The organism is Brevibacterium sp. RIT 803 (assembly GCF_016892625.1).
Classification (GTDB): Bacteria; Actinomycetota; Actinomycetes; order Actinomycetales; family Brevibacteriaceae; genus Brevibacterium.
In genome coordinates this window covers 37,232-51,616 of record NZ_JAFEMW010000007.1, presented here as the reverse complement: position 1 = coordinate 51,616, position 14,385 = coordinate 37,232, and the positions used below count along the sequence as shown (strand labels likewise).

At 62.7% G+C, this 14,385-nt stretch carries 8 protein-coding genes; 3 read left to right on the top strand and 5 right to left on the bottom strand.

Translation table 11 applies throughout. From position 1 onward, the window contains the following. Positions 1-207: 207 nt before the first annotated feature. Positions 208-1,422: a metal-dependent hydrolase family protein gene (locus tag JTF07_RS20085; RefSeq protein ID WP_204235962.1), complete on the bottom strand. Its 1,215-nt coding sequence runs from the start codon at positions 1,420-1,422 to the stop codon at positions 208-210. Between the two features lie 198 nt (positions 1,423-1,620). Here JTF07_RS20085 and JTF07_RS20080 point away from each other — a divergent pair, with 198 nt between their 5' ends. Both JTF07_RS20080 and JTF07_RS20075 read left to right on the top strand, forming a co-directional pair. Continuing rightward, positions 1,621-5,625 (top strand): non-ribosomal peptide synthetase, encoded by a 4,005-nt coding sequence (locus tag JTF07_RS20080; protein WP_204235961.1) that lies wholly within the window; start codon positions 1,621-1,623, stop codon positions 5,623-5,625. Then, on the top strand, positions 5,618-6,916 hold the full coding sequence (locus JTF07_RS20075; RefSeq protein ID WP_204235960.1) for a M1 family metallopeptidase: 1,299 nt from the start codon (positions 5,618-5,620) through the stop codon (positions 6,914-6,916). The genes JTF07_RS20080 and JTF07_RS20075 overlap by 8 nt, the downstream gene beginning before the upstream one ends. Before the next feature lie 70 nt (positions 6,917-6,986). On the opposite strand, the gene JTF07_RS20070 is transcribed toward JTF07_RS20075, so the two are convergent. Continuing rightward, positions 6,987-7,691 carry a GNAT family N-acetyltransferase gene (locus tag JTF07_RS20070; protein ID WP_204235959.1) on the bottom strand — a complete coding sequence of 235 codons (705 nt, stop codon included), beginning with the start codon at positions 7,689-7,691 and terminating at the stop codon, positions 6,987-6,989. Then, positions 7,688-9,004: an MATE family efflux transporter gene (locus JTF07_RS20065; RefSeq protein ID WP_204235958.1), complete on the bottom strand. Its 1,317-nt coding sequence runs from the start codon at positions 9,002-9,004 to the stop codon at positions 7,688-7,690. Before JTF07_RS20065 ends, JTF07_RS20070 begins: the two co-directional genes overlap by 4 nt. Positions 9,005-9,379: 375 nt before the next feature. On the opposite strand from JTF07_RS20065, the gene JTF07_RS20060 reads away from it, so the two are divergent. Beyond that, positions 9,380-11,929: an HNH endonuclease signature motif containing protein gene (locus JTF07_RS20060; protein ID WP_252199980.1), complete on the top strand. Its 2,550-nt coding sequence runs from the start codon at positions 9,380-9,382 to the stop codon at positions 11,927-11,929. A gap of 4 nt (positions 11,930-11,933) precedes the next feature. Here the strand turns inward: JTF07_RS20060 and JTF07_RS20055 are convergent, their stop codons facing one another. Together JTF07_RS20055 and JTF07_RS20050 are read right to left on the bottom strand one after the other, a co-directional pair. Then, positions 11,934-13,133: an acetyl-CoA C-acyltransferase gene (locus JTF07_RS20055; RefSeq protein ID WP_204235957.1), complete on the bottom strand. Its 1,200-nt coding sequence runs from the start codon at positions 13,131-13,133 to the stop codon at positions 11,934-11,936. 75 nt (positions 13,134-13,208) lie between these two features. Further along, a complete protein-coding gene (locus tag JTF07_RS20050; protein ID WP_204235956.1) occupies positions 13,209-13,952 on the bottom strand; it encodes an SDR family oxidoreductase in 744 nt (247 codons plus the stop codon). Between the last annotated feature and the right edge of the window lie 433 nt (positions 13,953-14,385).

Here is a 14,385-nt window from a genome sequence, read left to right as displayed (position 1 = left end):
CTGCACCCTGCTGCGTCGAGGCTTCCGCTGTTGGAACTGGGACTGCGGTGTGCCCTGGCACTGCGGTTCGCACTGGCACCGCGGTATGCCCTCGCACTGCACGGATGGTTTCGATTGCTCACGCCACGATTGTACGCCAGGTGAGGTTAGTCTCCCCTCACCTGGCGTACGCTCCTGCTGTCGTGCTCAGCCGCTCGGCCGGACGCCTCAGACGAGTTCGCCGCCCAAATGCACTGAGCTCACTCGTGACTCGATTCCTCTGACATCTTCGGAGCTGAGGTCACCATCGACGACCACGAGGTCGGCGAGCGCCCCCTCAGTGATCCGGCCGACGTTGTCGTGTCCCAACAGTTCAGCCGCGACGGAGGTCCCTGCTGCCAGCGCTTCGGTGGTGGAGAGGCCGACGCCGGCGAGGAGGCTGATCTCTTCGAGGTTCTCACCGTGCGGGCCGACACCGGCATCGGTGCCCATCGCGATCTTCACCCCCGCCTCGTGGGCCTTCGTGATCGACTCATAGTGCGCCTCGATCACCGAGTGCGCCTTGTCAACCACGGACTGGGGCAGAGCCGATCCGGCCTCGGCGGCCTTGATCACTGCCTGCGGCGCCTGCAGGGTCGGGACCAGGAAGGTGCCGTTTTCGAGCATGAGATCGATGGCTTCATCATCAAGGTAGATGCCGTGTTCGATGGAGCGCACCCCCGCACGGACAGCATTCTTGATTCCTGGTGCGCCCTGTGCATGAGACATGACGTGCGCGCCCTGGGCAGCCGCCTCGGCGACGATGACTGCGATCTCAGCCTCGGTGAACTGGGAGTGCCGGGGATCATCACGCGGCGAGAGCACGCCTCCTGTCGAGCAGATCTTGATGTGATCGGCTCCGGCTCGCAGCAGCTCACGGGTCTTGCGCTGCACTCCTTCGAGACCGTCGGCCACACCCGAGGGCCGGCCCGGGTGTGGAGCTAAGAATGGCGAATCGGCGCCCGAGACCAGGTGGAAGTCTCCGTGCCCGCCCGTCTGGGACATGATGTTCACCGCAATCGACAGACGTGGTCCGCGAACGATGCCCGTCTCGACGGCGACCTTCGCGCCGAGGTCGGTGCCACCGGCATCGCGCACGGTGGTCACTCCGCCCTTGAGCGTCTTCTCCATATTGTCGACGGAGTTGTAGAACTGCAGCGAGAACGGATCATGGAATGACGAGGTGTTGCTGGCCCCCGTGCTCATCAGGTGCACGTGGCAGTCGATGACGCCGGGAATGATCGTCTTTCCGGCACAGTCGACATAGGTGTCTCCGGCATCGTGTGAGCCCTGTCCGCCCTCGGTGACCAAAGAGATCGCTCCCCCGTCGACGACGATGTCTCGCAGCCCCAGCAGGAACCTGGTTCCGTCGAAGACCTTGGCGTTCTTGAAGACTGTGACCATTGACGTTCTCCTCATCATTGAAAATAGTGCGGGTGGATTAAGGATAATGAAGTGCCTGCACCATAGTGAAGAGGCCCACGGTCCGAGATACCATCACCGTCCTGTTCACATTCGAGACACCTTGTCGATATAGAGTCGTGGTCGGTGACTGGCGGCACGCACGCCGTCGTCCCTCTCCAGCCCCGACCCGGAAGTCCTGTGACCATACATTCGGCCCAATTCCCCGCAACTTCGCGACCACGCGAGGACCGTACGCTCATCGATGTCCTCCTCGAGGTTGCAGGCACACATGGTGATCAGCCCGCAATCGATGACGGGCGCGGCGTCCTCAGCTATTCCGAATTGATCGTCGAGATCCGTGATCTCGCTCTCCAATTGGCCGCTGCCGGCATCGGACCGGGAGACAAGGTCGGCATCCGAGTGCCTTCCGGCTCCGCCGATCTCTACGTCTCCATCCTGGCCACGATGATGCTCGGCGCAGCATACGTTCCCGTCGACGTCGACGATCCCGATGAGCGTGCGCACACAGTCTTCACCGAGGCGGCTGTCACAGGCATCATCACCGCCGACCGAGCGATAGAGTCGCGAACAGATCGGGGTCCGCTCGCACGTTCAGAGCTGCGTCGCCCGACCCCCGACGATGACTGCTGGGTCATCTTCACCTCCGGATCGACGGGCAAGCCGAAGGGCGTGGCAGTCTCCCACCGCAGTGCAGCCGCATTCGTCGACGCCGAGGCGGCGATGTTCTGTCAGGAGGAGCCGCTGGGGCCCGGAGACCGCGTGCTGGCCGGTCTGTCCGTGGCCTTCGACGCCAGCTGTGAGGAGATGTGGTTGGCTTGGCGACACGGCGCCTGTCTGGTCCCAGCGCCGCGTGCCCTTGTGAAGTCCGGGATGGACCTGGGGCCGTGGCTGTCCTCACGTGGCATCACCGTCGTCTCGACCGTTCCCACCCTGGCAGCGCTGTGGCCCGCCGACAGTCTCGATGCCGTGCGTCTCCTCATCTTCGGCGGTGAGGCATGTCCGCCCGAACTCGGGCGCAGGCTCAGCGATGAGAGTCGCGAAGTCTGGAACACCTATGGTCCCACCGAGGCGACCGTGGTGGCCTGCGGGGCACAACTCGATGGCTCCGAGCCCGTTCGGATCGGACTGCCGTTGGACGGCTGGTCCCTGGCCGTCGTCGATGCGGCAGGAATCCCAGTCGCTGATGGCCAGACCGGTGAGCTCATCATCGGCGGGATCGGTCTGGCCCGCTACCTGGATCCGACCAAGGACGCCGAGAAGTACGCTCCGATGCCGACCCTCGGCTGGGATCGCGCCTATCGTTCGGGCGACCTCGTCATCAGCGACCCCGAGGGACTGATCTTCGTCGGCCGAGCCGATGAGCAGATCAAGCTCGCAGGGCGTCGCATCGAGCTCGGTGAGATCGACGCCGCTCTCCAGGCCCTGCCCGATGTCGAAGGTGCTGCGGCCGCAGTCAAGCAGACTCCGGCGGGTTCGGACATCCTCGTCGGCTACATCGCGTCGAGCGCGGAAAATCCCGAGGATCGCATCTCCGGATGGGAACTGGCACTTCGGGCCGAGCTGCCTGCGGCTCTTGTGCCGCGACTGACTCTCATCGACGAACTTCCGACGAAGACCTCCGGCAAGGTCGATCGCAACGCACTGCCGTGGCCGATGGGCGACAGTGCCGAGACCGAGGACAGTTCTGAGACCTTCGAGCCCGAAGTCGAGTGGATCGCCGAGCAGTGGTCGGCGGTGCTCGGATCGCGGCCGGGATCGGACAGCGACTTCTTCACCTCGGGCGGCGGCTCGCTGGCGGCTGCGCAGATGGTCTCCCGGCTGAGGACCCAGCATCCCAGCGTCACCGTCGGTGACATCTATGCCCATCCGCGCTTCGGCGCACTCGCGAATCTGTGCCACGCCGACGACGGAGCCGCGGCGGGAGCCGGGCGCCCGAAGCGGACGATCACACGGACCTCGAGGGGGATGCAGGCCTTCCAGACTCTGCTCGCGGTACCGGTCCACATCCTCGGCGGGGTCAGGTGGGTCGTCATTGCGATGGTGCTCGCGAATCTCGGCAGCAGCCTCGGCGCGGATCTCCCGGTCACCCCCTGGCCTGTGGTCGCCACCCTGTTCCTCGTCTTCGTCACCGCGTGGGGCCGTATGCTCATCTCCGCCTGTGCAGCGCGCGCACTCATGCTCGGTATTCGTCCGGGTGACTATCCGCGGTCGGGCTGGGTGCATAAGCGCCTGTGGCTGGCCGAGCACATCGCCGATCTCGCTGCGGCCGTCTCGGTGGCCAGCGCCCCCTGGGTGACCTGGTACGCGAAGCTCCTGGGCAACCGGATCGGTTCCGATGCCGATATGCACTCGGCTCCCCCGGTGACTGGTTTCCTGACCGTGGGCGAGGGCGCCGCGATCGAGCCAGAGGTCGATCTCAAGGGCTGGTGGGTCGACGGTGACCTGCTGCGCATCGGCACGATCGACGTGGGTGCCAACGCGACGGTCGGAGCTCGCTCCACACTGATGCCGGGCACCCGCATCGGTGAAGGCGCACTGGTCGAAGCAGGTTCGGCTGTGACCGGCAAGGTGCGCCGGAACCAGATCTACTCCGGTTCCCCTGCTGTCCGGATCGGAAAGGCCAAGAAGAGCTGGCCCGCTCCACCGCCTCGCCGTCGGCTGCCCTTCCTGCTCTATGCTGTGGGCTCTCAGCTCAACGCCGCTCTGCCCTATCTGGCTGCCGTACCGGGCATTGCACTGATGATTGCGGTCTCAGGCATCGGCGTCGTCGAGTCTCCATTGCTCGTTCTCGCCTGGTCCCCTCTCATCGCCTGCATCTGGTTCGTCTGCACGGCCCTGTTCATCCTCGTGTCGGTGCGGCTGCTGTCCATCGGAATGAAGGAGGGAGAGTTCCCGGTCCGTTCTGCTCACGGCTACCGTGTCTGGGCCACGGAGCGCCTCCTCGACTTGGCCCGTGATCTCCTCTTCCCTCTCTATGCCTCGATGCTCACCCCGTGGTGGCTGCGACTGCTCGGAGCGAAGGTGGGCCCGGGCACCGAGATCTCAACGGTCGTGTTCGTCCCCAAGATGACGACCATCGCCGCGGGTGCGTTCCTGGCCGATGACACGATGGTGGCCAGCTACGAACTCGGTCACGGGTGGATGCGAGCCGGCAAGGCGAAGGTCGGCAAGCGTGCCTTCCTCGGCAACTCGGGTATCGCCTCTCCTGGACGGCGAGTGCCCAAGAACGCACTGGTTGCCGTGCTGTCGGCAGCCCCGGCGAAGGCGAAGAAGGGCTCGTCGTGGCTCGGCTCTCCCCCTGTGCAGCTGCGCAGGGCAGCGGTCGATGCCGATGAGGCGCTGACCTATGCCCCGAAGCTCGGCGTCAGATCGGCCCGGGCGTTCTTCGAGACCCTGCGGATCACCTCGGTGATGGTCGCCGGTGCACTCGTCGCCGCGGTCCTGCTCACGATCGAGTTCCTCCTCGGATTGCCGGGGGCTGGATCGTCCGCGGCCGGTACGGGCGCGGTGGGCACAGCTGGTGGCGCGGCTGGCGGTGGCGGATCATTCTTAGCCTCTGTCGGGCTCGCCCTGCTGACCTCAGGCATCGTGATGATGGCTGCTGGTGCGGTGGCGGCGGGGATAGCCATCGCGGCCAAGTGGATCTGCGCCGGTCCCATCAGAGCCGGCGAACATCCCCTGTGGTCATCGTTCATCTGGCGCAACGAGGTGGCGGACTGCTTCGTCGAGCTCATCGCCGCACCATGGTTCGCGCGGAATGCTGTGGGGACTCCCGCCATCGTGTGGTACCTGCGGGCCATGGGAGCGAAGATCGGCCACGGAGTGTGGTGCGAAAGCTACTGGCTGCCCGAAGCCGACCTGGTCAGCCTGGGCGACAACTCCACGATCAACCGCGGCTGCGTGGTCCAGACCCATCTCTTCCACGACCGGGTCATGAGCTTGGACACCGTCGAGTTGGAGCAGGGATCGACTCTGGGGCCCAACAGCGTGATCCTGCCTGCCTCCAGCTTGGGCACGAATTCCACGGTGGGTGCGACCTCGCTGGTCATGCGCGGAGAGTTCGTGCCGGCCCACGCCTATTTCAGGGGCAATCCTGTCATACCCTGGGTGGATGCACCAGAACTTCCTGAGGGCGGATCCAGCGAGCCCGAAGCAACCCCAAGGCGGCGCCACGATGCTTGATCCCTACACCCCGAACGTCGGTAACGCCGAACTCACCATCGACCACTATGATCTCGACCTCGACTACCGGATCGGACCCAACCGCCTCTCCGCACATGCGAGATTGACGGGCCGTGTGCTGCAGGAGACGAAGACGATCCTCCTCGACCTCACAGGTCTGCGAGTCACGAAGGCCGCCGTCAACGGCAAGAAGGCTCGGTACTCCACACGGGGCAAGAAGCTGCGACTGACGACAGATGCCCTGCCGAAGAACCAATCGGTGCGCATCGACGTCTCCTATGTCGGAAACCCGCAGCCCGCGATCGGAACCTGGGGTGACGTGGGCTGGGAAGAGCTCGAGGACGGTGTCCTCGTGGCCGGGCAGCCCGTCGGCGCCTCAACCTGGTTCCCCTGCAACGACCACCCCTCGGACAAGTCGAAGTACCGCATCCGCGTGCTCACGGAATCCGAATATACGGTCGTGTCCAACGGAGAACTCGTCGACAAGGTTCGCAAGGCCGGCCGCACGGCATGGACCTACGAGTCACAGACACCCCTGGCGACCTATCTGGCCACGGTACAGATAGGCCGCTACCGGCACGCCCAGATCGACGCCGAGGATGGTGCTGAGCCTTCTCCTGTCTCCCTGGGTCTCTACGCCGGTGAGCATTGGACCGCAGCGTCCACTCGTCTGCAGATCCAGCACTCCATGATGAACGAGTTCATCGAACGGTTCGGTCCCTACCCCTTCGACCGCTACGACGTGGTCGTGACCGACGACGAACTCGAGATCCCCCTTGAGTCACAGCCTCTGTCCGTGCTCGGCCCCAACCATCTCGGCGAGGAGTGGGAGGCCGAGCGACTCGTCGCCCATGAGATGGCCCATCAGTGGTTCGGGAACTCGCTGACGCCTCGGCGCTGGTCAGACATCTGGCTCAATGAGGGCTTCGCCTGCTATTCGGAGTGGCTGTGGTCGGAGGCATCGGGCCGCAGCAGCGCGCATGAGTGTGCGCAGACCTGGCGGGAGGCTCTGGCCGATGAGCCGCAGGACTTCGTGCTCACCGACCCGGGCGGTCACGATATGTTCGATGACCGTGTGTACAAGCGCGGGGCACTCTGCTTGCACGCGCTGAGGCTTGAGATCGGCGATGAGGACTTCTTCGCTGCGATCTCCGAATGGACGACGAAGCATCGTCATTCTTCGGTCGATACCTCGGATTTCCTCGAGTGCGTCTCTGGTGTAGTCGGCCGCGACCTCGCCGAGGTTGTCCGGCCGTGGCTGTTCGAAGAGGAGCTGCCTGAGCTGACCTAGCTGGATCGGCTAGGTGGGCTGGCCTAGCTGGTTCGGCTGGCTCCTGATGTCATTGCTGACTTCGTCTCAGTCACTTGAGCCGACGGACGAGGATGTCGGCGTTTCCATTGCGCCCGACCGTGACGAACCCGCGGTCGTGGTAAAGACGAGCCGCGCCGTTTCCGTCCTCGACGGACAGACTGACGGCAGGGAAACCGCTCATCTTCGCCAAGGTGCACACCACGTCGAGGAGCATGCCGCCGATTCCCTGAGACTGATGATCAGGCAGAACAGCCAATGAGAGCTCGGGGATGTCCCCGGCCACCCAGCCGTACCCGGCGAAGCGCGAACCCGCTTCGGCGGTGGTGTCGGTCGACTTTTCGATCACTGCATCGAACGCGGCCAGACGCAGCCATGCGAGTCCGATGATCTCCGGTTCTGAATCCGCGGCACCGTCGTGTCCGCCTGCAGGGTGGTCGTCGGCGGACTGGTCCTCGGCGGACTGGTCCTCGGCGGGCTGCTCGTCGGCGGCGTCTCCGCCGTTCGGGTCCTTCGCGTAGGCGGCCACCGCAATGTCGCCCTCGCGCCCCCAGTCCTTGAAGTAGAAGGCCGCATCGTCGCGCTCGATGAGCTCATCGACGTCGATCCTCGGCTTGTCCAAAGACCAGTTGAAGCACAGATCGAGGAAGGGTAGGAATGCCTCGTCTGGGGTCTCTGGACCCAGCGGGCGGATCCGTGACCTGAGTTCGGTCCGGCGGGCCGCCTCGGCGGAATCCTGGTTCTGACGTTCGTTCATGAGGTTCCTTTCTCGACCGCACGAGCGATCCAACTGCGATTGCGCACCCGCCACCCCAACGTCAGCGCCCGAAGGCCGACGAAGCCGATGCAGAATGCGGCCCACAGGCCCAGAGCACCGGGCCAATAGAGGACGATCGGAATCAGCAGAATCGCATATCCGCCCACAGCTACCAATTGTGCCAGAGCCAGATATCTCGCGTCCTCGGCGCCCATGAGGACACCGTCGAGGACGAATACATAGCCGGCGATGGGCATGCTCAGAGCCAGCACGGGAAGGAGGCTCGTCATCAGCGCGACGACTGCCGGGTCCGACGAGAAGCCGCGGGGAATGATTCCGGCGCCTGCGAGGAGGATGAGACCGACGACGACCCCGAAGACGACGCCCCACAGACACAGCCTCCGGTTGATCGCGGCCACTGCATCGACGTTCCGTGCGCCCAGCTGGAGTCCGATCAGGGCCTGACCGGCAATCGCCAGTGAGTCGAGGGCGAGTGCGAGAGCGAAGAAGATGCTCTGCGCGACTTGGATCGCGGCGAGCTCGGTCGTGCCCATAGCAGTGGCGAGGAAGACGAGGATGATGAGAGCCGCGCGCAGGGATGCATTGCGCACCAGCAGCCAGCCGGAGGTCTTCGCCGAGGAGAGCACGCCGGACCAGTCTGGTCTGAAAGTGGCGTGGAACCGTCGTGCAGCCCTGATCGAGATCGCCACATAGACGGAGCACATCCCCGCTTGCGCGATGACGGTGCCCAGCGCGGAGCCGGCAACTCCCATATCGAGGCCGTAGATGAAGATCGCGTTCAACCCGATGTTGGCGATGCATCCGGCTGCTGCCACGATGAGTGGTGTGCGCGTGTCCTGCAGCCCGCGCAGGAGCCCTGTGGCGGCGATGACGACGAGCATGAAGGGCAGGCCCCACCAGGAGATGGCGAGATAGGAGTGCGCTCCCTCGGCGATCTCGGCACCGGGTTCGAATGCAGCGATCACCGGCTTGAGCAGAGGCAGCCCGATCGCCAGCAGCAGCACCGAGGTGCACAGGGCAAGCCAGATTCCATCGAAACCCGCGTTGATGGCACCGGAGCGGTCTCCGGCACCCATTCGCCTGGCGACCCGAGGGGTGGTGGCATAGGCGAGGAAGATCATCAGTCCGAGGACGGTCTGCAGAATCGTCGACGCGATCGCCAGCGATCCCAATGCACCGGCGCCGAGGTGGCCGACCATGGCCGTGTCAGAGAGCAAGAAGATGGGTTCGGCAATCAGTGCTCCGAGGGCCGGAAGTGCCAAACGGAGAATGTCTTTGTCGATCGCTGCCACGGATCGAGTCTAACGAATCGGTGGAACTGCTTCCCAGGACGATTGCGCAGGCCCTCGTGTCAGTGGTGAACGTTCCTGCGTCGGTGGCCCAGCCTCTCGTGTCAGTGGTGAATGTTCCTGCGTCGGTGGCTCAGCTTCTCGCGTCAGTGGTGAATGGGATCATATAACAACAAACCGTACTGGATAAACATCTGTGGCTGAATGCTCCTCAATTAAGTCCTACTGAGATTTTGTATAGCTAGATGTATGTTCGAGCCATTTGCTGTTCGTCTTTTATTCGAATGTGTCTGGCTTTACGTTCTATTTTTAGTTAGACTGTGAGTAGACGCCAAACTATCAGCAGACTCCACATCGCAGTGGAGAGGAGGCGACGCAATGAAGCACATGGACGACGACAGCTCTCACTACGGTGTGCACTCGGATGACTCCAGCTCATCAGCCTTCAGCGGCCGCAGCCTTGATATTGATGAAGATTCGCCGTTCAGCGACCTGTCAGCCGTCTATGCCTGCAGCGACCAGGCACAGTTTGCGGCACTGGACGCAACCAGCAGCGTCTTCGTCCGAGAGGTTGCGCACTACCTTGGACTCGCGGGTCCCGACCTGATGATTCCATACGACTTCGCGTCGCTCGCGGAAACCGTCAGCCGACACAGCTGCCGCAAGCGCCCACGCAGCCGCTCCACGAAGAACACGAAGGCGAGCGCCCAATCCGATAACACCGGTAAGTGGGGTGAGGCGGGCACGGCTGGCGCCGCCGGCGGGTCAAGCAGAAAGAAGGACCGTGGAGCGGGGCGAAGGATGCGTCGTGAACAGAGGGAAGCCCGAGAACATCCCGAGCCGCTTCCCGACTTCCCTGCCTACAGACCCACATCGACGTTCAACGGATGGACGCATCAATACGCTTGTGCTGAAGACATCAGCGAATACTCGGCTCTGCTCGGCGCGACTACGTCCGGAGCCTATAGACACATCACCTCTGCGATGACGTTGGTGCACGGGCTTCCGAAGTTCCACCAGCGCTGCGCCGACGGCGATTTCACCGTTGAGCATGTTGCGTTCGTGACGCGTCGTTGCCGAGACGTCGCATTCAGATACCTGCCGAGCATTGATGACTATTTGGCCGACAGGCGTGCGGATATCACAATCGAAACGTTCAAGCGCTCTCTCGCGCTGAAGATCGCAGCGACCCAACCGGCACAGGAGACCCTTGAGAAGGTCGCAGTTCGCCGCCGAGTCGATATCAGCACGGGTGATGACGGTACCGCCTACCTCACTCTCACAGGGCCTGCCCCAGAGCTCAACGCCTGCTATAGAAGAGTCGAAGCATTCGCCCGCTCCGTCTACAAGGGAAACACTTCCGCGTTCGGCGACCAGCTGAGCCCCGGGGAGTCATTCGAAGACGACCGCGGCATCGATGCGCTCATGCTCGACATATTCACTCGTACCCGGCCACAGCTGAAACTGCGAATCACCAGCAACAACACCACAACTGGCGAGACGACGAGTACCGACTTCCCGATCGACGGTCTGTTCGTGGGATCAGACGGTGTCCCCATGTCTCCCGAGGAATCCCTACTCGATTACATCGAGCGGACTTTCGGCCAGATGGATGACGAGGCTTCAGCACCGGCCGACGCCGAGAAGGAAGATCAGGAGAATGAATCGGCCGACTGTCTGCGCGACCCACGGTTCCTCGAAGCGCTGAAGAACAGCCGACCAGCACCCGACACCCCTTTCTCGCCGACAGGGTTCGATCCTGATACAGCGTTCGTCCCTGATTCCTCGTCGGAACCTGACGGTTCAAAGTGCACAGTCAACTACGAGGTTCTCCTCGACTTGCCCACCGATGAGTATTGGCTCTCCCACCAGGCACGGACGACGGTCACCGTTCCAATGTTCACGCTGCTCAGCCAGTTCCTGGCTACCTCCGACGACGCAGCGAGCGCAGCGGAAATCACGAATGCAGAACGAACAGAGGCAGCCACGGCGACAGCGGCGACAACGTCCCCTTCGACCGACACCGCTGGCGAGCAGCGGACAGATACAGATGTATGCGATTTGGCCGGAATGCTTCCAGACGGCTCTCCCCTTCCAGCCGACATGGCGCGCCGGCTCGCCGGATATGCATCGACATGGACACGGATCCTCACGGACCCAGCGACCGGCACGCCACTCGATGCAAAGGCCACCAGCTATACGATCCCCAACAGCATTCGACAGCCTCTGGCCGCCCAGTGGATGAACTGCACCATGCCCGGTTGCACTCGTCGTGCCGAGCTCACCGAGGTCGATCACATCATTCCCTTTGACCACGACAGTCCACAGACCGGCGGTCTCACTCGATTCGGCAATCTCCACAATCTGTGTAAGCTCCATCACCAAGCGAAGACAGACCGGAAGTTCTCAGTCAGAATGACAGAACCTGGGCGACTCGAATACATTTTCAGGCACGGAATCACCACCGAAGTCATGCCGCCCGACAATCCGATCAACGTCGAGCACGCGAGGCTCTTCCTCAGATATTTCGCCACAGCCCCGCCCCGGGCGACTGTTCCACCACCGGCTGCGTCTTCGACAGCTGCACCTCGAACAGCTGCACCTCGAACTGCTGCGCCTCGAACAGCTGCACCTGCGACGGGATCTGCATCTCAAACCGGTGCACCGCCGACGGGATCTGCACATCCGAGGAAAACTGCCCCTGCTGACACAGAGAATCCGCCCGCGAAGAAGAACCATCGCAAGAAAGCAGAGACGGCAGAAGAAGAGCCGTCGACCATGCAGTCACAAACTGCGCAGTCGACGGCTGGTCCCGCCGAAGGACTTCAGTCCCCCGGCCAGGCCGAATACATCGATCCCTTCTCCCGCCTGCCCGACCAGAATGCGAAGCAGTGGTTCTGGGACTCGGGCGAAAAGCCACCGTTCTGATGACTCAGCAGACTTCGAAGAGTCCCGCAGCACCCTGGCCGCCGCCGATGCACATCGTGACGACGACATACTTGACGCCGCGACGACGTCCCTCGATGAGAGCATGGCCGACAAGGCGAGCACCGGTCATTCCGTATGGGTGACCGACTGAAATACCGCCACCATCGACGTTGTACTTCTCGGGATCGATCCCCAACCGGTCACGGCAGTAGAGAGCCTGAACCGCAAATGCTTCGTTGAGCTCCCACAGTCCGATGTCATCGATCGACAGCCCCTGCGCCTTGAGCAGCTTCGGAATCGCAAAGACTGGCCCGATCCCCATTTCGTCGGGATCACAGCCGGCCACTGCCATACCTCGATAGATGCCCAGCGGCTCCAGGCCTCGCCGACTCGCCTCATCGCCCGACATCAGCACCGAAGCAGAAGCGCCGTCGGACAATTGTGAGGCGTTGCCTGCAGTGATGCTCGGAACCTTGGACGCATCGCCGGGCTTGAGTACGGGATTCAACCCGGCCAAACTCTCCAATGTCGTCGATGGGCGATTCCCCTCGTCGCGCTCAAGCGTCACCTGCTGGGTCGACGATTCCTTCGTCTCCTTGTCGACGACGATCTTCGTCGACGGCAACGGTACGATCTCATCGTCGAACCGACCGGCCTCCTGAGCGGCGGCAGTCCGCTGCTGCGAGGACAGCGAGTATTCGTCCTGCGCTTCACGGCTGATGCCATACCGTTCTGCAACCACCTCGGCGGTGGCGAGCATCGGGTAGTAGATTCCGGGAACATGCTCGACCAGCCACGGGTCCTGCGCCCGGTACATGTTCATCTTGTCGTTCTGCACCAGTGACACCGACTCGACGCCGCCGCCGACCGCGATCTCCTGGCCGTCGAAGAGAATCTGCTTCGCTGCCGTCGCAATGCCCATCAGACCGGAGGAGCACTGACGGTCGATCGTCATTCCGGGGACTGTTGTGGGGAGTCCTGCTCGGAGTGCTGCTTGGCGCGCGACGTTGGTGGACTGACTGCCCTGCTGGAGGGCCGCACCGAGGATGACGTCATCGACTTCGCCCCCTTCCAGACCAGCCCGTGAGACAGCGTGAGAAATGGCGTGGCCAGCAAGTTCCTGGGCCTGAGTATTGTTGAACGCTCCTTTGTACGCCTTTCCGATCGGAGTTCTGGCGGTGGAGACGATAACTGCTTCGCGCATGACGTGCCTTTCTTCAGTGTGGTGCGTCGGACCTGAGTTCGCCGCGATGATCGTGGAACCGGAATTCGCTGGGGGTCAGTCCTTCGGCCCTCCGGCCACATAGATCACCTGACCGGAGACGAACCCGGCGCCTTCGGAAGCGAGGAATGAGGCGGTGTGGGCAATGTCTTCGGGTTTTCCCGTGCGCGCCACAGGAATCTGGCCGATTCCCGCTGCGATGAAGTCCTCGTAGTTCACGCCCATCCGCTCAGCGGTGGCTTTGGTCATATCAGTTTCGATGAGGCCGGGTGCAATCGCGTTTGCTGTGACCCCGAATTTGCCGAGTTCGATCGACCACGTCTTCGTCATCCCCTGAATCCCCGCCTTGGCAGCAGAGTAGTTCGTCTGCCCTCGGTTGCCCTGCGCCGATGTCGACGACATCGACACGATGCGCCCGAATTTCGCTTCCACCATGTACGACTGAACGGCCTTGGTCATCAGAAATGCCCCGCCGAGGTGCACGGAGAGGACCTTTTGGAATTCTTCATGAGTCATCTTGAACAGCAGGTTGTCCCGAAGAATGCCGGCATTGTTGACGAGGATGGTCGGAGCACCGAGGGTCTCTGCGACGGTCTTCACAGCGGACTCGACTGAGGCTTCGTCAGAGACATCGGTGGCGACTCCCAGCCCCTTCATACCTGCGGATTCGACAGCCTTAACCGAGTCTTCGGTGGGGCCCATGTCGAGGATCGCGACGTTCACTCCGTCCTTGGCCAGGCGCTGGGCGATGGCGGCTCCGATGCCGCGGCCGCCACCAGTGACGATTGCTGTCCGAGTCATGACGATTGTCCTCCGAAATGATAGTTCGTAGTTGATGACGAGAAGGGTGACCTGGATCTCACCTCTCGCAGTTTCCACCATAGACCACAAAAGTAACTGAACGATTGTTTGCTCAAACATTGGACCGTGGATTTCACCCATCTTTGCCGGATGTCGACGTCAGTGCGACCCACGTGCGACCCGCGTGCGAACCGAGCGCACAGCAGGGACGAGCCAAGTGCAAGCCAGGTGCGAACCAGATGCAAGCCAGGTGCGAGCCGGGCCCCATAACGACCAAGGACAGATGTCAGGGATTTCGAAAATGCGATTGACATCACATTTGATGATGTATAGGTTCCTATCTAAGCCTCAATCGAATATTCGTTCAGATTGGCTTCGGGCTTCCGCTCAGGCATCCCGACAACCTTGAGGAGCGATGTTGCTCCGTCTCACT